This is a genomic window from Agrobacterium sp. 22-3639C2 (genome assembly GCF_053522105.1).
Genome location: NZ_JBNWDB010000004.1, coordinates 576,212 through 598,174, shown reverse-complemented (window position 1 = coordinate 598,174; position 21,963 = coordinate 576,212). Strand labels below are relative to the sequence as shown.

Here is a 21,963-nt window from a genome sequence, read left to right as displayed (position 1 = left end):
CAACTGCATCATGCATGCGCCGAAAAACGCCGGCCTGCCCCCTCAAATACGGGCAGGTCACCATTCCGCGGGCGAAACGACAGCCCCGCCAAAAGGCGGAAACGCCGGGCCGCATTTCGCAAAACACGGACTAGAACCGATTGTTCCACGGCCGTGCTTCGCTCGTTTTCTTGCGATTAGTTATAGTTAAATACTTTACAATTTCTTCATGCCCAAACGGGCGCAGGAGATACCAATATCTGAAAGATCAGCGTGCGATTAGCCATCCCACCGCGCATAAGCCCGACTTGTGGGATGGTGATGCAGGCCACATTCACATATGGGCAGCGCAAGGCTTAAAGAAACCTGCGAACAAGGGCTGTACGGCGGTTACGAGTGTACGCTTCGATGAAGCTGCAGGCGCGCTCGTTTCAAACTGTCCAGCAAATGCTGCGCCATCGCGTGTCGTCAAGGACGTCGCCGCCGAATGCATCAACTCTTTGAAATCGTCCAGGCCCACGTCGTCGGCGCGCATGACTGAACGGATCAGTGGATCTGCGAAAATCTCGGCGAGCGTCATCTCGTCTATCGTCTGTCTCATCTCAGTCTCCTTTCGATAATTCCTAAGCTGTGAAAGCGGGCGATTGCTTGACGGGCTCGCGCCAAGGTGTTACCGGTAAGTAACTTTTGTGATAGTTACCGATCGGTAACACGCATGTCAACACCGCTTGAGGGTAAAAATTAAACTCATGAAATCCGAGACATCTGATCGTGCTTCTGAGCAGAAAATCGCACCTCGTGACCGGATTGTGTCAACGGCCTGCCAACTGTTTCGTGAACATGGGATACGCGGCATCGGTGTTGATGCCATTGCCGAAGCCGCCTCAACCAACAAGATGACCTTATACCGACATTTTGGTTCCAAGGACGATCTTGTGTGTGAAGCGCTCAAGCACAGTTCTCGAACGCTCGATAAAGCCTGGGAAGATCTCGAAAAAGAGAACCCGGGCGACCCGAGGGCTCAGCTCGCGGCATGGGTTAAAGCGCGCGCACAATGTCTTTCCAGCGAGCCCTATGGATGCGATTTGGCCAATGCTGCGGTAGAGTTGAAAGAGCAAGGGCACCCTGCACATGCGATAATAGAAACGTTGAAGATGGAACAGCATTCCCGGCTTGCCGATCTTTGTCGTTCGACAGGTGTAAGCGATCCCGAACTTTTGGCTGATACGCTATCCATGCTGTTAGAGGGAGCACGCGTCAGCAAACTTGCCGCTGGCAAAGAAGGTCCGTCAATGCGGTTTACGCGTGCGTGTGAAGCGGCGATGGTCTCGTTTGGTCTAGGCGCACAGGCTTCTGCCTGATCCTGGTGGTGCAAGAATGAAGTGCCACTGAAAGAGCAAAGGTGCATGTTGATCGGCCAACTTAGAGTAACCTTCGCGATAAGCGTTCTCTTCCGGATTGAGGGGCGGTTGACCAGTTTATCAGCAGCAATTGCGTTATTTCGGCTGCCCACCAAATGTGGGGTGCGACCACCGCTGTTTTGACATACAGCCTGAAAGTAGAAATTGACCGGCTGCGCTGTTCAAACCGGCGCAGAAGGTCGCAGCTCCAGCCGTTGAACGGTCCGCAATCTCCAACACCAAGGAGCTTGTATCCTTGAAAATCGACAGTGATGTCCTTTCGCATTTTCAGGCGGACGGTCCGAGCTGGCAAGAGCGCATCAACGATACCTTGCGAGCCGCAATGAATGTGTCCCATCAAGCACTTGAACGGATTTGAGCCGTTGGCGCGCTATTGCTTAAAGGTATTCTCGCGATGCCATCTCAGAAATTGTGGATGCGGGCGTTCGTGAACACCTGCCGGTACGATCGCTCTTCCGGTCTTGTTGATAAGACCTTGGATGCTGCCGCGGTCGTTCGCTTGACGCGAAACCAGGACCTCAAGATCGTCCGACAAGCCGATAAGGCCGCGATCGAACATCCAGTGTGCCGTGCGAGAGAGCGCGATGCCATTCGACAGAATATCCGGGCCGTCCGCTTCAACCGGGCGAATATGGGCGGCATCAACCTCCGCGCGGCCGCCGCCATTGATCAGCTTCAAGCCTGTTATCGCGCATCGTTTGTCGTAGGCCTGCAAGATCAGTCGGCGAAACAGGCGATCGCGAACGATACGCGATGAAAGCTGTGTGACCCGCACCCTTTCCTCTTCGAACATAAATGGAGCTTGAATGCCGCCCGAGAATCCGGCGCCAGTTGGCCTGTCTATTGCCTCGCCCGATCGCGGCAGTTCCGGTTGATCCTCTGCCAGGCCAATTGACAAGATACGATTGAAGTCTGCGGCTGAGATCGGCCGCACGGCTGCTTGCGCCCTTCCCGAAATTCGCCCCGCGTCGTTGAGCACTCCCCGCTCGATCACGCCATCTGGCCCGCTGAAAGGAACAGCGTTGACGAAATCGAGATAGCTGCCGGGTTCGATCAGAGCCAGATGCATACCGGACGCTTTGGGGTCTGGAATGACCTGTGCGACCTTGGCGACCGCGAAATATCCGCGCGTCGCCGCAACCTTTCGAGGCTCGTAGTATATGACCCAATCTCCAACGCAGGCTTGGACGCGGCCAAGATACTGGCTCGGAAACTGATATTGCTCAGCCGGACTGTCGTCGTAGATCGAATCTGTGCGGTGAATGAAAACCCCGAATCCCATATTCGATCTCTACCATGGTGATCGCGACACAAATAGGCAGATCGGTCATTATGCATGTCCTCAAGAGAATCGTGCTTTACACGCGTTATGCAACAGATCAACAAGATCTCGCTTGGATCGAAACCCAGCCCGATCTCGGAAAGCAATTCGTTCCGCAACAAGGCTGGCATTTGGCCGAAACTTTCGTCGACGCCTATGTAAGCGGTTCGTCTTTCGAGACGCGGCCTGGGCTCCAGGCCGCTTTGGCGGTGGCGAAGACCGGCGCCTATAGCGTGTTTCTCTGCCTTACTCTTGATCGCATTTCCCGCGACGTTGAGCACAGTGCCCAAATTCTCAAGATCCTGCAGTTTCATGATGTTGATTTATGGAAGGTTCACGGCGCCGCGGCGGTGTCATCGATGGAACTTGGATTGAGGGCGGTTCTCAGGCAGGAAGTGCTCGAACAGGTTCGCTACCGCGTGCGCGCAGGCAGACCATTGCCAAACATGGGCGGGTGCCAGGCGGTATCTTTTACGGCTACAGAGTGCGACGTGAGTTCGATGATAGTGGGGAGCCGGTTCGCGGCCTGCGTTCGATTGACATTTAGGATGTCGCGCTCCTCGATGACGCCAGCCAGTTCCTTCTTCAGCCGCTTGATCTCATCGGCCTCGTCGCTGCCTTGGCGTTCAACGAAGCAAACTCTTCTTCCATTCGTAAAGCGAATGCTGACTGACGCCGAGCCGCTGCGAAACCTCCGCAACCGGATAGCCTCGCTCTGTGATCTGACGCACCGCGTCACGCTTAAACTCTTCGCTGAAATTCGATTTGCTCATGGATTGGGAAAGAAGGTGTCTGCAAATCTAGGGCTATTCGCTGTATCGTCATCGGTGGGGCGCAGATGTCAGCGACCCAATGTAGAGCCGGTGTCCCCGGCAGGTCCTGCACGCGTTAGACTTGTGGCGTGGAAAATCCCTCTGCCTGCTTGGTTTCGCCCCCTCCGATCCTCGCCTTGAGCCATACAAGCGCGTCATCCAGGAAAGTGAAGACCACAGGAATGACCAGAAGGCTTAGGAAGGTGGAGGTAATCAATCCGCCTATGACAACGATACCCATGGGTTGGCGAAAGCTTGAGTCTCCCGAGACGAGACTCAACGCCGCGGGCAGCATGCCGCCGGCCATAGCGATGGTGGTCATGATAATGGGTCGTACTCGCTTGTGGCAGGCATCGACAAGGGCGTCGTAGCGAGACATGCCGGCACGTCGTGCCTCAATGGCGTACTCCACGAGAAGGATCGAGTTTTTCGAGACAATTCCCATCAGTAGGATCAGACCGATAACAGCAGGCATTGAAAAGCTCGTACCTGTTAGCACCAAAGGCAGCAGAGCGCCGCCAAGCGCCAGCGGCAGAGCCATCAAAATAGTCACAGGCTGGAGGAAATCATGAAACAGAAGGACCAGAACGGCATAGACACAGAAAATGCCGATCGCCATGGATGTGCCGAAACTACTGAACAGCTCACTCTGACGTTTTAATTCGCCCTGCTCCACGAACTTCACGCCCTGCGGCAGGTTTTTATAGCTGGGCAACTGTGCGGCTTCTGCGGTCACGTCGGAGAGGTTCCTGCCATTTAACTCGACAGTCAGCGAGACGTTGCGCGATCGGTCAAGCCGATCGATCTGGCTGGGGCTGGAGCCAATCGAGATGTCGGCGATAGCACCCAGCGCGATCTTGCTTTCTTTACCATCGACTGGGATCAGCGAGATGGCATCCAGTGACTGACGGCTTGCGGTGTCGAGCATCACGCGAATGGCGACCTGGCGTTCGGGCAGATTAAGCTTCGACAGAGCTGTATCATACGCACCAGCAGTCGCCACGCGAATGGCTTCGGCGATGGCCTTGGACGTCACACCAAGAGAGGCCGCCTGCGCAAGGTCGGGTTTTATGGTGACCTCCGGAGTCTGCATGGCCGCGGATGAAGTGACATTGCCGATCCCTGGAAGCGTGCGCAAATCAGTCTCAAGGCTTGCCGCCGCCTGTTCAAGAAGGTCAGAATTGTCGCCTGCAAGCGTCAGCGTGAGCTTTGTCCCATTGCCTCCGGAGCCTATTTCCAGGCGAACGCCGGGCAACTGCTCCAAGGCTTTTCGCAAATCATTTTCGATCTCCGACTGCTTTATATCCCGGTCGTCAATCGGCGTTAGATTGACGACGATTGTCGCACTGTTAGTGCTTGAATTTGACGTACTGTTCATCCCGCCCGTGGACGCTGTTCCGGTTGCCTGAAACACCGAGGTGACGTGGTCTACGCCTGCGATGATTTCGGATGCTTTTCGCGCCGCCTCGTCAGTCGCTTCAATCGTCGATCCATATGGCGTGGTGAGGGTAATTTGCGTTTGACTGTCATCGGAGGCTGGGAAAAAGCCCGTCGACAAATGAGACAACAGAAGGATCGTGAATGCCAGAAACCCAACCGTCCCAAGCACTGGAATCCAGCGGCGACGTAACGCACCCTTTACAAGCCAGAGGTAGCTCCGCATCAGGCGGCCGTCCTCTTCGTGTGTCTTGCCACTGGCCTTCATCATATACGCTGCCATCATTGGCGTTAGCAATCGCGCAACCAGAAGCGAGGCGAGAACGGCAACTGACGCAGTAATACCGAACTGCTTGAAAATGATGCCCGGAATGCCGCCCATGAAAGCTGTTGGAAGGAAGACCGCGACCAAGGTAAACGTCGTGGCAATAACAGCCATGCCGATTTCGTCAGCTGCCTCCATCGCCGCCTCGAAGGGGCTTTTACCCATGTTGAGGTGTCGCTCGATATTTTCTATCTCGACAATGGCGTCATCCACAAGAATCCCGACCACAAGTGAAATCGCCAGCAGTGTAATTGTGTTCAACGTATAGCCAAGCAGATACATCACGAGAAAAGTCGGTATGATCGACAGCGGCAGGGCAACAGCCGCGAGAAGCGTCGCACGCCAGTCGCGCAGAAACAGCCACACGACGAAAACGGCGATGAGCGCGCCCTCATAGACCATGTGCATCGAGGATTCGTAGTTTTGCTCGGTGGGTACGATGGTGTTGTAGGCTTCTTCGATTGTCACGCCCGGATTGGCCGCGGCAAATACCGTCATCGCGTCGCGAACTTTCTCGGTAACGGCCGTATCAGAATAGCCTTTTGAACGCTTGATCTGAGCGGCAATCACGGGTTTGCCATTCAGGTAGGCAAGTGAGGTAAGATCGTTGTGGGTATCTGTTACCGTTCCGAGTTCGTCCAGTCGAACCCAACTCCCGGCAGGTAAGGGTATGGGCAATGATCGGAGCTGTTCTACACTGTTTGCCGTTGCAAGCGTCCGGACAGACTGACTTTCGCCGCCGATTCTGCCCTTGCCACCAGACAGATCGGACTGCACCGCTTCGACCTGGCTGTTGACATCATTCGCGGTCAAACCAAGGCCATCGAGGAGATTTGCGTTGAGCTCTACCCTGACTTCTCTATCGACCCCACCAAGGCGACCGACTTCACCAACTCCGTCCACAGCCATCAGCGCGCGCGACAGATCGTTGTCGATAAACCAAGAAAGCTCTGCAGAATCCAATTTGTCTGAATGCACGACGTAGGTGATGAGCGGCGAGGCGTTCAACGACTGTTTCGAAACGGTCGGCGCGTTCATTTCTTCCGGCAGGTCGCTCTTTGCCTCGTCGACAGCACTCTTGACCTCATCCAGTGCTTCCTGGGTGTCCTTTCCAACCTGGAAGGCAACCGAGATGCTAACAGAACCATCCGTGATCGTTGTTGTGACGGAGTCCAGCTTGGAAAGGCCCGTCAGTTCATCCTCGATCTTGCGAGCCACTTCCGTTTCGAGCTGAGACGCCGACGCCCCATCCAGCGAAGCACTGATCTCGATCGTTGGAAGGTCCATATCGGGGAAATTCTGGACGTCGAGGCGATTGAAAGCCCACAGACCACAGGCGGTCAACAGGACGAAAAGCAGAACGGGCGGGACGGGATTGCGGATGGACCATGAGGAGAAATTCACTTTGCTTCCTCCTTTTTGGCAATCGTGGTGCCGTCGGACACTCGCACAACCGAGCCATCTGCGAGGAAAGCACCACCTGCTGTGACGACTTTGTCCGCCTTTTCGATACCAGAAACAATCTCGACACGGTCGCCCTGTCGGCGACCTGTCTCGACGCGCTTCCGGGCAACGGTCACCTTCTCAGCCTCATTCAAAATGAAGACATAGGAAAACCCGTCCCGGAGCGTGACGGCTGTCGCTGGCACTGTCAGCGCATCGGCGTGGTCGAACTCGAAGTAGCCGCTGGCGAGTATGCCGGTCTTCGGGGTTTGCATTCCTGCCTCGGGCTGGAGGGTCACGTAAACCGTGACCCGACCATTATTTGTCGACGTAGTGGGTGAAACCAACCTAACCTTGCCACTAATATTGCCGTCAGGGGTCGGTATAACTGCTTTCGTTCCTTGCTTTACTTCGGCCAACCGCTTTACCGGCAACTCCGCTTGCCATTCGACCCTGCTTTGCCGGATGAGCTTGAACAGTTCGTCACCGGCATTCACGACGTTACCGAGAGATGCCGAACGCGCAGATATGATCCCGTCATCGACGGCGTAAACCTTTGTCCGGTCCAGTGTCAGTTGCGAAGATGCCAACGCAGCTTTCGCAGAGAGGACGTCGGCTTTCGCCTTGCGCTCGCTGATCAGATACTCTGTCGTTTGCTGCTTCGACAACGCACCGGACCCCGTCAGTCCTCGGGCGCGATCCGCATCCGCAACCGCTTGATCGAGCGCCGCTTCCTGCTTTTCGACCGTCGCTTCCTGCTGTTCCAAATCCGCCTGCGCCGTATCAGCGGAGAACTGCACCAGCAGGTCTCCCTTTTCAACCGTCGCACCGATATCTGCTTTGACGTCGATGATTTTAAAGCCGCTAACCTCAGCGGCGATGACCGCTTCATCCCATGCGGCAAGTCGACCACTCGCAGGAATAGTCACCGGCCAGTTCAAGAGCTGGGGGTTGGAGACGCTCACTGTCAAAGCTGCAGCTTGAGAGTCGGTCTGTGCGGCGTCTTCGCTACGGGCCGACTGCGGCATGAAAGTTACGGCAAGGGCCATGGCGAGAGAGGAAAAAACGGATCTACGCATCAGTGTGTTCCAGTCATAAGGGTATTCGAGGCGCCAGGCGGAGCGGACCAACCGCCTCCCAGGGACTTGTAGAGCGCGATCCAGTATCGGACCGCGTCGCGTCTGATTTCGATGGGGGTGATGGCGGCAGACTGTGCCGAGCGACGCGCCTCTTCCCGGTCGAGGATGCTGACGCCACCAGATTTCCAATTCTCATCGACCGAGCGGAAATAGCTTTGATAGTTATCAGCGGCCATCTTGGCATCGCCGATACGCTTCAAAGCCGTGTTGACGCGAATGAGGGCTGTTTCCACGTCTGCGACAGCCGTCAAGACGCCGGACTTGTAACTTGCGACAGCAACATCGTAATCCGCCACTGCACTTCTGACGGCCGCCCTTTTGGTGCCGCCATCAAAGAGCGGTATCGACAATGCAGGACCAAAGGACCACGGTATCGATCTGCCAGTTACGGTGGATTCGCTGATTGAAATGGATCCACTCAAGCTGAGACTTGGATAGAGGTCGGCCTTTGCCGCGCCAACATCCGAAACCGTTGCTGCGACCTCAGCTTCCAGCGCATTGACGTCAGGCCGTTGCCTCAAAACGTCCGCCGGTACAGAGGCGATCCGCAACGATGAAGGCTGTGGAATGCTACTTTTCCCCTGGTCCAGCAATTTTCTGATCACCACTTCATCGGTAGCAGTCAGTTGGACCAGTGACTTGATGATGATTTCGCAGTCACCACGTTGGGCGGTTAAATTTGACGAGGATGTCGCCGCACTTGCGCGGGAGAGCGCCAAATCGGCAGTTGACGTGAAGCCGGACTGTGCTGACTTTTCAGTGGCGCGCAGTGTCTCTCTCTGCGACGCGAGCTCGTCGCGGTAAAGCTTTTCCAACTGGCGACACGCGCGATACTGGACGTAGTAATCACCGACCTCGGCTGCGACGGAAATCCGTGCGTCATGCCATGACCAGACCTTGCCTCGGGCTCTCGAAGCCGCAGCCTGTGTTTCTTTCTTAGTCTTGCCGAACAAATCAAGTTCCCAGGCTGCGTCGAGACCACCACTTTTGTTCGTTCCGGCTACAACCTTATTGAGGTCATCGCCTTTGTTGCCCTCGCGCAATGCAGAGGCAGATCCATCCAGCGACGGGAAGAGGCCCGCACGTGCGCTATCCAGCGTCGCACGCGCCTTGTCGATATTGCCGACGGCTTCTTGAACGGTCGGATTTTCCCGTTCCGCCAGTGTTAGCAATTCCGTCAGCGAAGGATCTTTAAAGCTTGCCCACCACGCGACGAGATCAGTAGGGCTTCCTCCATGCGGCAACGTCGCGTGCCAATAGGCTGACACGACAGAATTTGAAGGTTTGAGGGTGCCAAGGGCGGTACAACCGCTGAGTACCGCCAACGTGGCGAGGACGGAACCTGAAGAGAAGACTATACGCATGATCCGGGCTGCCTTTAAGCTGTCGGCTGCACTATAGGGATCGCGATGTTAATGTCGGTCAAGAACGTGTTAAGTTATGTAAAACTGCTGTATTTACGGGCGTCAGGCCTTAAAGAATTCAAGCATCGACGCGACGGATGCAAGACATGCCTAAGGTGCTTTTAATCGATGATGACATCGAGCTTACAAATCTGCTCTGCGAATACCTGACCGAAGAAGGATTCGCGGTTGACACCACAGACGACGGCAGAACCGGTGTCGTTGCAGCAACAACGACTCCGGTCGATCTTATTGTCCTCGACATCATGATGCCCCGTATGAACGGCCTCGATGTGTTGCGGAAAATCCGGCAGGTTAGCGATGTCCCGGTTCTGATGTTGACGGCCCGCGGTGATGACATTGATCGTATTTCCGGGCTTAATCTTGGCGCGGACGACTATGTCGCCAAACCCTGTTCGCCGGGAGAACTGGCCGCTCGAATCCGCGCGATTCTTCGTCGATCTAGCCGAAGCGAACGGGATGGTGGGCTGGAGGTGCTGAAAACGGGCGCGCTGACGCTATATCCTTCAACCCGTAGAGCCGAGTGGTCCGGTACCCAGCTCGAACTGACCGGCACCGAGTTCAGTCTGCTCGAGGTGCTTGTCCGTTCTTCCGGCCAGTTGGTTTCCAAACAGGATATCTCGTTGCGCGCCTTCGGCAAGCCACTGACCGCATTTGATCGCCGCATCGATGTCCATATCAGCAGTATCCGCCAAAAGCTCGGAACCCGCGAAGACGGGCAGCCGTGGATTCAGGCTGTAAGAGGCCGCGGCTATCAGCTGTTAGAGGGCTAGTGATGCATCGACTATTCTGGAAATTTTTCAGCGTGGTCTGGCTTGCCATGGCAGGGTCGATAGCACTGCTGTTTGCAATTAGCACCATGTTCCAATCCCCTTTTGAAGAAGAAGTCGCCAACCGCGAACACAGGCTTGCCCTGGAAACAACGGCCCAGGTCCTGCAATCAGATGGATATGACGCTGCAAAGAAGCTGGTGGCAGCCATGCAGCGTACCGGTCGCGAATTATCCATTCGCATCAGCCCGGTTGGTCCAGCATTCGACTGTGGGGTTAAGGCGGGACATGATCTAATTGTGAACGCGGTGAGCGACGGCAATTGCTACGAGGTCCAGATCGCCGGCTCGCCTCAGGGTGTTATTTCAAAAACCTGGCCCCGGACAGTGCCGTGGTTAGCCGCCCTCATGGCAGCGGCGGCAGCTGCCTACTGGCTCGCCCGGTACTTTATCACCCCCGTGGAGCAGCTTCGATACGGGTTGCGAGCCATAGCCAATGGCCAACTCGATGTTCGAATAGCGCATACAATTGGCAGCAAGCGCGACGAAGTTGCCTCTCTGGCGCACGACCTCGACATTACGGCAGCACGCCTTCAGGAACTCCAGATTGCACAGCAACAGTTGTTTCACGATGTCTCTCACGAGATACGTTCACCCCTTTCAAGATTACAGGCGGCTATCGGCGTCTTGCAACAAAACCCGGCGCGGTTGACCGCAATGATCGAGCGAATGGGAAGAGAAGTCGAACGCTTAGATGAATTGGTCGGCGGAATTCTAACTCTGGCGAGGCTTTCGGAACGAAACGCTCCGCGCTTTGATCGACAAACACTGGATGTTGTCGATCTCGTGAGGGAGATTGTCGAGGATGCGAGTTTCGAAGGTCAGTCACGCGATATTGGGGTTCAATATGAAGGCGTCGACACATTCGTTGCTTCCGTCAACGGAGAATTGATTTACCGGGCGCTAGAAAACGTGATCCGCAATGCAATTGCCTACACCAGAGACAAGACATCTGTTCTCGTCACTTCGGAAGTACACGGTCATCAACTTTCACTCTCCATCCAGGATGCGGGACCTGGCGTACCGGACGCGGAACTGGACGCTATTTTCCAACCGTTCTCACAGAGCTCCACCGTCACGACGCGCTCGGGCTTTGGCCTCGGCCTCGCCATCACCCGCCGCGCTGCCGAATGGCATGGCGGTTGCGCAACGGCCACCAATACGCCGTCAGGTGGACTACGCGTGGAAATCGTGATCCCCGCGAGTTCCCGAGATGCTAGGGCGGTGATTTAACCGCCCATCGTCGCTATTGGATGGAAGCTGCTGCTGTTTCTCTTCCCCGGTCAAGATGAACTTCGCCACCCCTACAATTTACCCAGCTTTACACGACGTCTAAAGCGCTTAACGTCTGGCTCTCTATGGATGTCTGTGGATTCACCTGCAGGGTATAGCCCTGTGTTGTCGGGTTCAGATATGGGAGGACCTGCGGATCATTGACGAAAATGTCGATATCGAAGCTTTCACGATGGTTTATCTGGAGCATAAGGGCGGTGTCACCGCCGGATGGTTTTGGTTATTGAGAGCTCCTGCTTCGGTTCGACTTTTTCATCTTCCCGTGTTTCCCGCCTCGTTTGCCCGCCACATCCACAAGCCGCCGAAACGTAGGACACTCCATATGGGAGGGCGCCGGGCAATCGGCGACATGGCGGAGCGTAGCGCGTAGCGCCGTCAGTTCGCGGATTTTTTGGTCAATTTCGTCGGCCTTGGCGTGGATCACGTCACGCGAGATGTTTGGCGTTCCGTTCTTGCTGAACATCCCACCGATCTCCTCGAGCGAAAAGCCCGCCGATTTGCCCATTGCAATCAGTTTAAGCTGCAACAGCACTTCAGGCGGAAACTGTCGCCGCAATCCATGGCGGGAAATTGAGGAAATCAGTCCGGCTTCCTCGTAATAGCGCAGCGCCGAGGGCTTCATCCCACTCTTTGCCGCGACCTCTCCAATATCCAGAAATTTCATGCTTGACCTCAAGTCGGCTTGAAGTGGCAGCCTGCTCTCGAACGAATATCGAAGCAAGTAGGTGAGACGGTGGAACAGACAAAATCATTCGCATTGGAAAAGGAAAAAACCGGAATAACGGTCACATTGGCGCTCGCGATGCTGCTGGCCTCGCTCGGCACTAGCATCGCCAATATCGCACTGCCGGCGCTGGTTGACGCCTTCGCCGCACCATTTTTGCAGGTTCAGGCGGTGGTCGTGGCCTATCTCGCAGCCATGACCGTGTCCGTGGTGATCGCAGGTCGACTTGGGGACAGCCGCGGGCTGAAGCCGATGCTGGTGGTCGGTCTCGCCGTATTTGCCATCGCCTCACTGCTGTGCGCCATTGCACCGAACCTGTCGTTGCTGATCGGCGCGCGGGCGCTTCAGGGCGTAGGCGCGGCATTCCTGATGACGCTCGCCATGGCGCTGATGCGCCAGACCGCAAACGAAGCGCGTGTCGGACGCGCCATGGGCCTGCTCGGCACGGTGTCGGCGCTGGGCACCGCGCTCGGCCCTTCGCTCGGCGGGCTGCTGATACCGGTCGCGGGATGGCGCGGCATCTTCTGGGTGCAGGTGCCGCTGGCGGTTCTGGCCCTAGTGCTGGCAATCAGGCTGCTTCCGGCCGGTCCTGCCAAGGCAAAGGCGCTGTCTGTCACCCTTTGGTCGGTCATGACCCGGAACCTTGTTACCAATCTCCTCGTCAATATCGTGGTCGCTGCGGTCATGATGACGACGCTCGTGGTCGGTCCCTTCTATCTCGGCATCGCACTAGGCCTTACGGCGACACAGGTCGGCTTCGTCATGGCGGTCGGCCCGGTCATTTCCATCTTCAGCGGCGTTCCGTCCGGGCGGATGGTCGACGCTTGGGGCAGTGGCCGCATCCTCGCCATCGGCCTTGCCCTGCTGGCCGCCGGATCGTTCCTGCTGGCGCTTCTGCCAAATCGGATTGGCGTCACCGGTTATGTGATCTCCATCATCGTGCTGACGCCCGGCTATCAACTCTTCCAGGCCGCCAACAACACCGCCGCCCTGGCCGAGGTCTCCAAGGACCGCCGCGGCACGGTGTCGGGCTTGATCAGCCTGTCGCGCAATATCGGTTTGATTGCCGGTGCGTCTGCCATGGGGGCGGTCTTTGCCTTCGGCGTGGGGATGGAAGAGTTCGCGCGCGCAACCGCGTCGGCCATCGCCTCCGGAATGCGGTTGACCTTCCTGCTGGCGGGCGGAATGATGCTCGTTGCAATCGGGATTGCGATCAGACATAGCAACCCCATTCCTCCGCCTTGAGGTCGCTGGGAGAAGTGACAGCCGTCGGAAACGAAGTAACCGGCTTTGCCGTCGGCGACCGTGTCATGGGGATGTCGGCGGCGGGGCCTATGCCCAGTGTGCGCGGCTCGATAGCGGGATGGCGGCTGCCATTCCGACCGGGATGTCCTTCATCGAGGCGGCCGCAGTCATGGAAAACTTCGTCACGGGCTGGGAGGCTCTTGCACATCTCGGACAAACCGCAAAAAAGCGAGACCGTTCTCATTCATGCTGCTGCAGGCGGCATCGGATCGGCGGCAGTCCAGCCCGCCAAAGCGGCAGGAGCAACCGAGCTAGCCACCGCTTCGGCGGGCAACATCGGGAACGTGCTTTCGCAGGGCGCCGAAGCCGTGTTCGATTATCAGCGGTCGGACTTCGAGGCGGAGGTCGTCGATGCGACGGCATCCTGTGGGGTCGATCTGATCATCGACTTTGTCGGCGGGTCCTACCTCGTCCGCAACATTCGTAGTCTTGCTCCTGGTGGTCGGCTTGTCCAAGTGGGCCTGTTGGGGCGAGATGACAACGCCATCATTCCGCTCGGGACTGTCCTACAATCACTTGCAATTGCTGGGCACGGCCATGAAATCCAGATCTCGCTCAGAAAAGAGAGCTATGATCCGCCGGTTCAGGGACGATGTGCTGCCAATGATGGGCAAAGAACTTCAGCCCGTTGTCGGGGCACTGTATCCGCTCTCAGCTACATCGGATGCCGATCGCCGGATGGAAGCCGGCGGAGTGTTCGGCAAGATCGTTCTTGACGATTTTCATGGGTGATGCCGGATACGCGGGGAGCTCTTGGACTGAGTGGAACTCGCGAATTGCATCGCGATAAGCCAAAAGATTGACCGCCGGTGAGTTTTGCCCAGCAGACTTTTGCACGAGGAAAGATGCCGGAGTGGTGGAGAGGGCCGCTGTGAACGGCCCTACCCCTGGAGCGCTGAATTTATAGCGTCCAGCCTCCGTCGATTGTCAGGCTCGATCCTGTCATGAAAGACGTGTCGGGACCCGTAAGATAGGCCACCATTCCCGCAATTTCTTTGGGGTCGGCAACGCGCTTCAAGGGGCTGCGGTCAGACAACATCTCAATGGCGCCGGCGTTCATGTCAGTGTCCGTTGGACCAGGTTGGATGTTGTTGACGGTGATGCGCCGCGGAGCCAGATCAAGGGCCAAGCCTTTCACCATCGCTGCGACCGCAGCCTTGGAGAATTGGTAGACGCTTGCTCCCGCCATTCCAGTCCGTTCCGCCGTGTTCGACCCGATCGTTATGACGCGGCCGCCATCCTTCATGTGCGGCACTGTGGACTGGATGGACAAGAAAACGCCGCGGATGTTGATGTCGATCATTAGATCGAGCTCTTCGAGAGTGACAGCATCCACCCTGTTGAGCCGCAAAATCCCTGCATTGACAACGACGGCGTCGATTGGCCCGAAGATGTCGACAGTCTTTGCCACCGCGCCACGAATGGCGGCAGCATCTGCGCTATTGGCCTGGATGGCCACCGCGCGGCGCCCACTCTTCTCGATCTCGTTCACGAGCGCCTGTGCGCTGTCCGGTCGCGAAACATATGTGAAGGCGACATCGTAGCCGTCTTTTGAAAGTCTTTCGACCGCAGCCGCGCCGATACCACGGGCACCTCCAAATACGAGGGCGGTCTTTCGTTCGTCGATTGTCATGGGATTCTCCTTTTATTGACAGATCAGTCCATAATTGAGCAAATCAAAAGCCTCCTTGTTGCGGAGGCCGCGTTATGGTTTTAGACGCTGTGTTGCAAATCGTGCCATCGCCTTCAGATCGAGAGCTTTTGCGCCGCCACGCGCAGCCACCTGCAGGCCGGTCATCGTCATCTGAATGAACGCGGTAGTTTCTTCAGCGTCGAGAACGGGATTGATTTCCCCCGAACGCTGCCCCTCCAACACTCTCTCCAATATGCGTCGACCTAACGCCGCACTGGCAGAGTTGCGGCGCGAATTAAGGTCCGGGTCTGTCACGCCAAACTCGCCAACTGATCCAACCCCCATGCACCCCAGCGCCCGCTCGCAATCGTCTTCCGACACAAGACCGGAAAGCAGGTCTTCGATGCCTTTTATAGGCGATGTCGGGCCGCTCAACCTCATGACATGCCCAGTGTTTGTCCGCTGCTGATAGGTATCCAGCGCTTCCAGATAAAGAGTACGTTTGTCGCCAAATGCGCCGTAGAGGCTTTGTCTGCCGATGCCCATCGCCACACGCAGATCATCGGTAGAGGTCGCGGCAAATCCCTTTGCCCAGAACACCCTCAGGGCTTTCTCCAACGCTGCGTCGCGGTCAAATTCTCTCGGTCTTGCCATGCGGACGACGTACCAATTATTGATTGATCAGTCAATAATTAAATTCCCACCATGCGGCGGAGATATTCCGGGGCAAGTGCAACATGTTCGGGCGTCGATGAGAGTGCGAGCTTCCTGACTATGGCAAGCCCCGGCCGCCGGAGCGCGGTTTTCTGTCATATTCCGAATTTTGAGCGGTCTACGTGATCCCGGATTGACATCGAAGTTAATCGTGGATATTTTATATCCACGATTAGGAGATGCACCATGAAACTGAGCGAAGGCGTCGAGCAGGCCATTCACTGCACGGCATTCCTGGCGGGGCTGTCCGAAGACGGCGTCCTGTCGGCGGCAGCACTGGCTGAACTCCACGGCGTATCGACGAGCTACCTCCTCAAGCATCTGCAGGCGCTTTCCGGCGCCGGGATCGTCGCAACGACGCCGGGTCCGAAGGGTGGATATCGGCTGGCCAAGGCGCCAAAGGACATCACGATGCTCGACATCGTCCTCGCGGTCGAAGGACCAGCGCCCGCCTTCCGGTGCGCCGAGATCCGCCAGCGCGGGCCGAATCCACTTCCGGCGCGCTACTTCACTAAGCCCTGCCAAATCAACGCCGCGATGCTGAAAGCCGAGAAGGCCTATCGCGCAGAACTCGCCAAGGTGTCCGTCGCGGACCTTCTGGCGGACCTTGGTGCATTCGACGACGGTGGCATCGCCGCCCGGGGATGCGCCTTCCTTGAACTCCACGAACGCAAGACGGGCAATCGCGCCTCGTCATAGGAGAAAGCACCATGACCAAGATGAAGAAGGTCGTCGTCATCGGCGGCACGGGCCTGATCGGCTCGAAGGCAGTGAAGCTGCTACAGGACGCCGGCCACGAAGCCGTCGTCGCAAGCTCCCGCAACGGGATTAATGCCTACACGGGCGAAGGACTGGCCGAGGCTCTTACGGGCGCCGACGCCGTCATCGACGTGTCGAACATGATGTCTTTCGATAAGGCCGTCATCACCGACTTCTTCGACAAGTCGAGCCGAAACCTGACACGTGCCGAACAAGCCGCGGGCGTGCGCCATCACGTCGTCCTCTCGATCGTCAACGCGGACCGCCTCGCCGCGAACTCATACATGGCCGGCAAACTCGCCCAAGAATACGCCGTCGCAGCATCGGGCCAGGCCTACACCATTGTGCGCGCGACACAGTTCCACGAATTCACGGAGACACTGGTGGGCGCCTACTCGGCCGACGGCGCAGTGAAAGTCCCGGATATCGACTTCCAGCCGATCGCGGCCGACGACGTCGCCGCTGCTTTGGTGGAAGCCGCGCTCGGGGAGCCGAAGAACGGATCCGTCGATCTTGCCGGGCCCGAACGGGGACCGTTCGAATCCTTCATCGGGACCTATCTCGACGCCAAGGGCGACGCTCGCCCGGTCAACGCCGACGCCGCCGTTGACTACTTCGGCGCTCCCGTTGTCGCCGGCTCACTGGTTCCCGACGGAGACTACGTCAAGGGTGCGATCACGATCGCCGAGTGGCTCAGAACATAGGAGGGAAACAATCATGAAGACCATCCTCCATGCCGCTTCAGCCCTTGCGGTCTCTCTGGCCACAGCTTCCGCTCATGACGTTGCCAAGCCTGGACTTGCATATGACACGAAGGACGCGAAGGTGACGCTGGTTTACGAGCATCCCCTCCCGGACGTTCCCGGAAAGAGCGTGAAGGGCGTCCTCGTCGAGTACGGCCCCGGCGGCTACAGTTCCGCTCATACGCATGCAAAATCCGCCTTGATCTATGCGACGGTTCTCGAAGGCGCCATCCAAAGCGCCGTGAACGGTGGCGAGACGAAGACCTTCATCGCCGGGCAGAACTTCACCGAGCTGCCGGGCGACCGCCACGACGTCAGCGCCAACGCCAGCAAGACCGAGCCGGCGAAGCTGCTTGCCGTCTTCGTCGTCGATACCGATGACACCGCCCTGACGACGCCGCGAAAGCCGTAGCGCTACCTACCAGACCTACCCCCTCACCTAGCACACGCAACGACGGTTTCTCCGGCGAACGGAGAACCGTGTCCACGAGAAAGGAAAACAAAATGTCCCGCATGAACTGGTCCGAAGTCGCCCCCGAGGGTGCCAAGGCGCTCTTCGGCGTCCATCACTACGTCACCAAGAAAACGAACTTGCCTGAGGAGCTGATTCATCTCGTCTTCCTGCGCGTGTCGCAGATCAACGGCTGCGCCCATTGCATCGACATGCATAGTCGCGATCTGCGCAAGACGATGTCCGTCGATAAGATCACGCTTGTTCCTGTCTGGGATGAGGTGCCTCACCTGTTTAGCGACCAGGAACGAGCAGCACTGGCCTGGGCTGAAGAAGTCACGAATGTCAGCCAGACCCACGCCTCGGACGAGGCCTATGCCGCCGCAGCCGCAGCTTTCGAACCGAAGGACCTCGTCGATCTGACGATCACGATCGCTGCGATGAACGCGTTCAATCGTCTCGGAGCGCCATTCCGGCTTCCGGTTGCAGCCAAGGCGTGATCGCGCGAGCAGTGCAACCGCATAGGCACCTCCCTGCCGGGCCGTCGAGGTCCGACAGGGTGTTTCGACCTGCAGATGCGACCATCCCGGTCGCCATCTCCCAGACACGGAAGGCATTATCCGGATCGAACACTTCAGAGTGTTTATGAAGGTGAGCCGCTGTTTTACTCCTGCGTGGAACCGACTGACCACGATGTAGCAGGCCTTCGACTGACCGAAGGCCTCGCCTGACAACACCGCAAATCACTCGTGTGCCGATATGCGCTCAGCCTCGACGATCACCTACTGACAAGCCCGTTAAATGCTCAGAAAGCAGCCAGAGCCGTTCAGCAGCCTGTGGATCCATGGCCCAAGGCGCCACACCTCTGGTCCCATCCGTCTCCGCCTGCGGCAGGGCGACTTCGCAATCTTCGCAGTAGACGCCACCAATACCGTTGAGTTCGGGTCGCGTTGCTGCCCAGACGCTTGTTGCCGCCCCTTGTTCCGGCGTCTTGAGATCACGCGATGGATCGACTCGACGATTGCCATCCTCATCGTAGACATCAAAAGAGTTGATCTCGTCTTCGGTAAGATGGCGGGCGAGATCGGTCAGGATGATGCCCGGGTGCAAGGAAAATGACCGTACGCCACACCCTGCTCCAAGCCGATCAAGTTCAAGCGCGAACAGAGCATTCGCCGTCTTCGCCTGGCCATAGGCCTGCCACTTGTCATAAGGGCGAGCCTTGAAATCAATGTCGTCGAAATCGACTGGACCGATTTGATGGCCGCGCGATGACACAGAGACCACCCGCGCGTTGCCAGCCTTGACCAGCGCAGGCCACAGGCCTGCAACCAACCGGAAATGGCCGAGATGATTGGTGGCAAACTGGCTCTCGTGCCCAGCCTGATCCCGGGCAAGCGGCGTCGCCATGATGCCGGCGCTGTTGACCAGGATTGAGATGGGCATGCCCGCCGCAACGATCCTGTCAACAAAGGCGGCAACCGATGCGGGATCCGCAAGATCCATCGCTTCGATAACAACATTGTCGATACCGGCAAGTGTGCGTTCGGCCTTTTCGCGATTGCGAGCCGGTACGATGACACGAGCGCCGGCACCAGCGAGCGCCCGCGTCGTCTCGACGCCGAGACCGGAATAGCCGCCGGTGACAATCGCCGTCTTGCCGGAAAGGTCGATACCCTCGGTGACCTCGCGTGCCGTGCTGGATGCGCTGAAACGAGATCCAATAGGTTTCTGTTCGGACATGTTGTTACTCCTTCATTTGTGGCTCTGGTGTCCGTCCCCTATATCGGGTAGCTTCTCGGAGTCCCCAGCCTGCAGGATCCGGATTTCTGTCGTGATCGTCCAAAACATCCAGGATCCCCTGTCCGACGTGCTCAGCGCCATCAATGCGCGTGCGCTGTTCTCCGTGCGTTTTGCAGCCGGAGGCGCGTGGTCTGTTGCTTTTCCACCACCGGGCTACCTCAAGTTCAACGCAGTCCGTGAAGGCGTTGCCTGGCTGATCTCGGAGGGAGAGGCACCGTTGCGCATTGAAGCCGGCGATTGTCTTGTGGTCAGCGGCAAGGCGTTTACGCTTTGCAGCGATCCCAACGTGACGCCGATAGCGGCGGCAGAGGTATTCGCCGGGGGTAATCTCGATGTCTCAGTGGGCGATGGTCGGGATTTCGTGCTCCTCGGCGGCAGCGTCAACCTCGATACCGTCGATGGCTCACTCCTCACCGACGCCCTGCCGCCTGTTGTAGTGATTGACCACGAAGAGGCCGGACCGATTGGCTGGCTGCTCGAACAGTTGGACCTGGAGTGGAACAGCGCAGCACCGGGTGCTCGCGTCGCCTGCAACGACCTGCTGCGGCTGGTATTTATCCACGTCCTGCGTGCCTATATGGCGCGCCAGACATCACAGCATCCCGGCTGGCTCGCCGGCCTTGCGGATGCCCGCCTGGCTCCGGCACTGCGGGCAATCCACGCCGATCCATCGCGCCGCTGGACGGTAGAAGCACTGGCGTCTCTTGCCGGCCAGTCCCGCTCCGGATTTGCCGAAAGATTTCGTGCCACCGTCGGAGCATCGCCGATCGACTATCTCGCGAACTGGAGGATGCGGCTTGCCGCCGCCCGGCTGCGGCGTGGCAACGAGCCACTACCACGGATTGCACAGTCGCTCGGCTATGGATCCGACAGCGCTTTTGCCGCCAGCTTCCGCCGCGCCATCGGCCAATCGCCGGCGCGTTACCGTTCCCTGTATCGCAACAAGATGCAGAGTGAGGTTGTCAAGTCGTGACTGCTGGTTTGCCACTAGCCGGTCTGGTGCGCAGGCAGATGCAGCGTTGCAGCAAGTCCTCATTGTTTGCGACCGCTTTCAATTTGGACACACTCCGCATCATACGCCTTGACAGGAATCGAACCCAGAACCGGCAAACCGAACAACTTATCACGCTGATCCTACCGCAAAAACACTCTCTATGACCGTCAAAGCTATCGGTCGTTTAAAGAACCGCAGACGTGGAGAGCTTCCCATGAGGCTGCTTAAACGGATCGGCTTTCGTTTGGATCGAGCCATTCACGCTGCTCATTGTTAGTGCTTTGACGGCCAACTGTTCAACTTTTTACCCTTATTTATCCCAGGCCCGAGGACCGGCGGTGCTAGTCCTTTTTCCAGAGGCGCTGATGTGGATCGGCACCCAATTTGGAAAAGGAAAGCATCATGAAAAAGCATCTGCTCGCCACTGTCGCACTTCTCATGGCCATCTCTCCCGTTGCGGCTGAAGCCCGCTGCGTGCCGAACACCCCAGTCATCGCCGCGAAAGCCGTTCCCGTCATTCAGTACAAAAACACGACGATAGATGGCGTAAAAGTCTTTTATCGTGAAGCCGGCCCCAAAGACGCACCGGTGCTACTGCTTCTGCACGGATTTCCGACCTCGTCCCATATGTTCCGCAACCTCATTCCGCTGCTTGCAGACCGCTACCGCGTGATCGCGCCTGACTATCCCGGCTACGGTCAGAGTGATGCGCCCGACCACACCAAATTTTCCTACACATTCGAGAACCTGACCAACGTCGTCGACAAGCTGACAGAAAAAGTCGGCGCCGATCGCTACAGCATGTATGTGATGGATTACGGCGCACCGATCGGATACCGGCTCGCGCTCAAACATCCCGAGCGGGTTGAAACCCTGATCGTGCAGAATGGCAACGCCTATACCGAAGGCCTCGCCGCGTTCTGGGATCCGATCAAGGCCTATTGGGCCGAGAAGACGCCGGAACGCCGGGAAGCGCTCGCCGGTCTGGTTACGCTCGAAACCACGAAATTCCAGTATACCGACGGAATGGGCGATGTCTCACATATCAGCCCCGACAACTGGGTCGTCGATCAGGCCTTGCTCGACCGGCCGGGCAACAAGGACATCCAGCTGGATCTCCTGGGCGACTACGGCAGCAATGTACCGCTTTACCCGCAATTCCAGGCCTTCTTCCGCGACAACCAACCGCCAACGCTGATCGTCTGGGGCAAGAACGACAAGATCTTTCCGGAACCTGGCGCGCACCCCTATCTTCGCGATCTCCCGAATGCCGAGATGCACATTCTCGATAGCGGCCATTTCGCCCTCGAAGACAAGCTCGATGTGATGGTGCCGCTCATCCGGGATTTCCTCGACCGCAAGGTTTGCAACTGATCGATAGCCAATCCGTTCCGCGGGGCCAGCGGCCCCGCAA

At 57.6% G+C, this 21,963-nt stretch carries 21 protein-coding genes and 3 pseudogenes; 13 read left to right on the top strand and 11 right to left on the bottom strand.

Translation table 11 applies throughout. The features are described 5' to 3' along the window. Positions 1 to 313: 313 nt before the first annotated feature. On the bottom strand, positions 314 to 580 hold the full coding sequence (locus ACQZ6D_RS20155) for a hypothetical protein (protein ID WP_003517422.1): 267 nt from the start codon (positions 578 to 580) through the stop codon (positions 314 to 316). A 148-nt stretch (positions 581 to 728) separates the two neighbouring features. Here ACQZ6D_RS20155 and ACQZ6D_RS20150 point away from each other — a divergent pair, with 148 nt between their 5' ends. Both ACQZ6D_RS20150 and ACQZ6D_RS20145 read left to right on the top strand, forming a co-directional pair. Next, positions 729 to 1,340 (top strand): TetR/AcrR family transcriptional regulator, encoded by a 612-nt coding sequence (locus ACQZ6D_RS20150; protein WP_003517423.1) that lies wholly within the window; start codon positions 729 to 731, stop codon positions 1,338 to 1,340. A gap of 217 nt (positions 1,341 to 1,557) precedes the next feature. Further along, complete coding sequence (locus tag ACQZ6D_RS20145) at positions 1,558 to 1,758, top strand: BrnA antitoxin family protein (protein ID WP_080581035.1); 201 nt, start codon at positions 1,558 to 1,560, stop codon at positions 1,756 to 1,758. A gap of 12 nt (positions 1,759 to 1,770) precedes the next feature. Here the strand turns inward: ACQZ6D_RS20145 and ACQZ6D_RS20140 are convergent, their stop codons facing one another. Further along, the gene (locus ACQZ6D_RS20140; protein WP_448730165.1) at positions 1,771 to 2,682 is read right to left on the bottom strand and encodes an HNH endonuclease; all 912 of its coding nucleotides are present in this window, start codon (positions 2,680 to 2,682) and stop codon (positions 1,771 to 1,773) included. Positions 2,683 to 2,696: 14 nt separating this feature from the next. Here ACQZ6D_RS20140 and ACQZ6D_RS20135 point away from each other — a divergent pair. Beyond that, a pseudogene (locus tag ACQZ6D_RS20135) lies at positions 2,697 to 3,095 on the top strand (recombinase family protein); the annotation flags it as partial. A 272-nt stretch (positions 3,096 to 3,367) separates the two neighbouring features. On the opposite strand, the pseudogene ACQZ6D_RS20130 reads toward ACQZ6D_RS20135, so the two are convergent. The 4 genes and pseudogenes from ACQZ6D_RS20130 to ACQZ6D_RS20115 all read right to left on the bottom strand — a co-directional run. Further along, positions 3,368 to 3,494 (bottom strand): annotated as a pseudogene (locus ACQZ6D_RS20130) (transposase); the annotation flags it as partial. 115 nt (positions 3,495 to 3,609) lie between these two features. Next, entirely contained in the window at positions 3,610 to 6,699 is a 3,090-nt protein-coding gene (locus ACQZ6D_RS20125) for an efflux RND transporter permease subunit (protein WP_112361551.1), read from the bottom strand. Beyond that, the gene (locus ACQZ6D_RS20120; protein ID WP_153793660.1) at positions 6,696 to 7,817 is read right to left on the bottom strand and encodes an efflux RND transporter periplasmic adaptor subunit; all 1,122 of its coding nucleotides are present in this window, start codon (positions 7,815 to 7,817) and stop codon (positions 6,696 to 6,698) included. Before ACQZ6D_RS20120 ends, ACQZ6D_RS20125 begins: the two co-directional genes overlap by 4 nt. Continuing rightward, positions 7,817 to 9,241 (bottom strand): efflux transporter outer membrane subunit, encoded by a 1,425-nt coding sequence (locus tag ACQZ6D_RS20115; RefSeq protein WP_448730166.1) that lies wholly within the window; start codon positions 9,239 to 9,241, stop codon positions 7,817 to 7,819. Before ACQZ6D_RS20115 ends, ACQZ6D_RS20120 begins: the two co-directional genes overlap by 1 nt. Positions 9,242 to 9,387: 146 nt before the next feature. Between ACQZ6D_RS20115 and ACQZ6D_RS20110 the strand changes: the two genes are divergently transcribed. Together ACQZ6D_RS20110 and ACQZ6D_RS20105 are read left to right on the top strand one after the other, a co-directional pair. Continuing rightward, a complete protein-coding gene (locus ACQZ6D_RS20110) occupies positions 9,388 to 10,074 on the top strand; it encodes a response regulator transcription factor (RefSeq protein ID WP_019565676.1) in 687 nt (228 codons plus the stop codon). Positions 10,075 to 10,076: 2 nt separating this feature from the next. Then, entirely contained in the window at positions 10,077 to 11,363 is a 1,287-nt protein-coding gene (locus tag ACQZ6D_RS20105) for a HAMP domain-containing sensor histidine kinase (RefSeq protein ID WP_111802211.1), read from the top strand. 91 nt (positions 11,364 to 11,454) lie between these two features. Here ACQZ6D_RS20105 and ACQZ6D_RS20100 read toward each other — a convergent pair. Then, positions 11,455 to 11,613, bottom strand: a pseudogene (locus ACQZ6D_RS20100) (nucleotidyl transferase AbiEii/AbiGii toxin family protein); the annotation flags it as partial. A gap of 30 nt (positions 11,614 to 11,643) precedes the next feature. Beyond that, the gene (locus tag ACQZ6D_RS20095; protein WP_111802210.1) at positions 11,644 to 12,087 is read right to left on the bottom strand and encodes a helix-turn-helix domain-containing protein; all 444 of its coding nucleotides are present in this window, start codon (positions 12,085 to 12,087) and stop codon (positions 11,644 to 11,646) included. A gap of 69 nt (positions 12,088 to 12,156) precedes the next feature. Between ACQZ6D_RS20095 and ACQZ6D_RS20090 the strand changes: the two genes are divergently transcribed. Together ACQZ6D_RS20090 and ACQZ6D_RS20085 are read left to right on the top strand one after the other, a co-directional pair. Further along, entirely contained in the window at positions 12,157 to 13,392 is a 1,236-nt protein-coding gene (locus ACQZ6D_RS20090; RefSeq protein ID WP_111802209.1) for an MFS transporter, read from the top strand. 200 nt (positions 13,393 to 13,592) lie between these two features. Then, positions 13,593 to 14,168: a zinc-binding dehydrogenase gene (locus ACQZ6D_RS20085; RefSeq protein ID WP_333717747.1), complete on the top strand. Its 576-nt coding sequence runs from the start codon at positions 13,593 to 13,595 to the stop codon at positions 14,166 to 14,168. A 185-nt stretch (positions 14,169 to 14,353) separates the two neighbouring features. On the opposite strand, the gene ACQZ6D_RS20080 is transcribed toward ACQZ6D_RS20085, so the two are convergent. Together ACQZ6D_RS20080 and ACQZ6D_RS20075 are read right to left on the bottom strand one after the other, a co-directional pair. Beyond that, positions 14,354 to 15,085 (bottom strand): SDR family NAD(P)-dependent oxidoreductase, encoded by a 732-nt coding sequence (locus ACQZ6D_RS20080; RefSeq protein WP_019565670.1) that lies wholly within the window; start codon positions 15,083 to 15,085, stop codon positions 14,354 to 14,356. A 72-nt stretch (positions 15,086 to 15,157) separates the two neighbouring features. Beyond that, on the bottom strand, positions 15,158 to 15,703 hold the full coding sequence (locus ACQZ6D_RS20075; RefSeq protein WP_236736277.1) for a TetR/AcrR family transcriptional regulator: 546 nt from the start codon (positions 15,701 to 15,703) through the stop codon (positions 15,158 to 15,160). 282 nt (positions 15,704 to 15,985) lie between these two features. Between ACQZ6D_RS20075 and ACQZ6D_RS20070 the strand changes: the two genes are divergently transcribed. From ACQZ6D_RS20070 to ACQZ6D_RS20055, 4 genes are all read left to right on the top strand, one after another. Then, positions 15,986 to 16,498, top strand: a complete 513-nt coding sequence (locus ACQZ6D_RS20070) for an RrF2 family transcriptional regulator (protein WP_003517449.1) — start codon at positions 15,986 to 15,988, stop codon at positions 16,496 to 16,498. A gap of 11 nt (positions 16,499 to 16,509) precedes the next feature. Further along, the gene (locus ACQZ6D_RS20065; RefSeq protein WP_111802208.1) at positions 16,510 to 17,262 is read left to right on the top strand and encodes an NAD(P)H-binding protein; all 753 of its coding nucleotides are present in this window, start codon (positions 16,510 to 16,512) and stop codon (positions 17,260 to 17,262) included. A gap of 13 nt (positions 17,263 to 17,275) precedes the next feature. Then, positions 17,276 to 17,713: a cupin domain-containing protein gene (locus tag ACQZ6D_RS20060; RefSeq protein WP_003517453.1), complete on the top strand. Its 438-nt coding sequence runs from the start codon at positions 17,276 to 17,278 to the stop codon at positions 17,711 to 17,713. Between the two features lie 92 nt (positions 17,714 to 17,805). After that, on the top strand, positions 17,806 to 18,252 hold the full coding sequence (locus ACQZ6D_RS20055; RefSeq protein ID WP_003517456.1) for a carboxymuconolactone decarboxylase family protein: 447 nt from the start codon (positions 17,806 to 17,808) through the stop codon (positions 18,250 to 18,252). A 265-nt stretch (positions 18,253 to 18,517) separates the two neighbouring features. Here the strand turns inward: ACQZ6D_RS20055 and ACQZ6D_RS20050 are convergent, their stop codons facing one another. Continuing rightward, positions 18,518 to 19,495: an oxidoreductase gene (locus ACQZ6D_RS20050; protein WP_019565666.1), complete on the bottom strand. Its 978-nt coding sequence runs from the start codon at positions 19,493 to 19,495 to the stop codon at positions 18,518 to 18,520. A 91-nt stretch (positions 19,496 to 19,586) separates the two neighbouring features. Between ACQZ6D_RS20050 and ACQZ6D_RS20045 the strand changes: the two genes are divergently transcribed. Then, a complete protein-coding gene (locus ACQZ6D_RS20045; RefSeq protein ID WP_111802207.1) occupies positions 19,587 to 20,528 on the top strand; it encodes an AraC family transcriptional regulator in 942 nt (313 codons plus the stop codon). A gap of 423 nt (positions 20,529 to 20,951) precedes the next feature. After that, positions 20,952 to 21,923 (top strand): alpha/beta fold hydrolase, encoded by a 972-nt coding sequence (locus tag ACQZ6D_RS20040; RefSeq protein WP_448730167.1) that lies wholly within the window; start codon positions 20,952 to 20,954, stop codon positions 21,921 to 21,923. Positions 21,924 to 21,963 lie beyond the last annotated feature (40 nt).

What these genes read in the sequence shown, in the direction of transcription:
- ACQZ6D_RS20155 (WP_003517422.1), bottom strand. Translation starts at nt 580, where the DNA reads ATGAGACAGACGATAGACGAGATGACGCTCGCCGAGATTTTCGCAGAT.
- ACQZ6D_RS20150 (WP_003517423.1), top strand. Translation starts at nt 729, where the DNA reads ATGAAATCCGAGACATCTGATCGTGCTTCTGAGCAGAAAATCGCACCT.
- ACQZ6D_RS20140 (WP_448730165.1), bottom strand. Translation starts at nt 2,682, where the DNA reads ATGGGATTCGGGGTTTTCATTCACCGCACAGATTCGATCTACGACGAC.
- ACQZ6D_RS20120 (WP_153793660.1), bottom strand. Translation starts at nt 7,817, where the DNA reads ATGCGTAGATCCGTTTTTTCCTCTCTCGCCATGGCCCTTGCCGTAACT.
- ACQZ6D_RS20115 (WP_448730166.1), bottom strand. Translation starts at nt 9,241, where the DNA reads ATGCGTATAGTCTTCTCTTCAGGTTCCGTCCTCGCCACGTTGGCGGTA.
- ACQZ6D_RS20110 (WP_019565676.1), top strand. Translation starts at nt 9,388, where the DNA reads ATGCCTAAGGTGCTTTTAATCGATGATGACATCGAGCTTACAAATCTG.
- ACQZ6D_RS20105 (WP_111802211.1), top strand. Translation starts at nt 10,077, where the DNA reads ATGCATCGACTATTCTGGAAATTTTTCAGCGTGGTCTGGCTTGCCATG.
- ACQZ6D_RS20095 (WP_111802210.1), bottom strand. Translation starts at nt 12,087, where the DNA reads ATGAAATTTCTGGATATTGGAGAGGTCGCGGCAAAGAGTGGGATGAAG.
- ACQZ6D_RS20080 (WP_019565670.1), bottom strand. Translation starts at nt 15,085, where the DNA reads ATGACAATCGACGAACGAAAGACCGCCCTCGTATTTGGAGGTGCCCGT.
- ACQZ6D_RS20070 (WP_003517449.1), top strand. Translation starts at nt 15,986, where the DNA reads ATGAAACTGAGCGAAGGCGTCGAGCAGGCCATTCACTGCACGGCATTC.
- ACQZ6D_RS20065 (WP_111802208.1), top strand. Translation starts at nt 16,510, where the DNA reads ATGACCAAGATGAAGAAGGTCGTCGTCATCGGCGGCACGGGCCTGATC.
- ACQZ6D_RS20060 (WP_003517453.1), top strand. Translation starts at nt 17,276, where the DNA reads ATGAAGACCATCCTCCATGCCGCTTCAGCCCTTGCGGTCTCTCTGGCC.
- ACQZ6D_RS20055 (WP_003517456.1), top strand. Translation starts at nt 17,806, where the DNA reads ATGTCCCGCATGAACTGGTCCGAAGTCGCCCCCGAGGGTGCCAAGGCG.
- ACQZ6D_RS20050 (WP_019565666.1), bottom strand. Translation starts at nt 19,495, where the DNA reads ATGTCCGAACAGAAACCTATTGGATCTCGTTTCAGCGCATCCAGCACG.
- ACQZ6D_RS20040 (WP_448730167.1), top strand. Translation starts at nt 20,952, where the DNA reads ATGAAAAAGCATCTGCTCGCCACTGTCGCACTTCTCATGGCCATCTCT.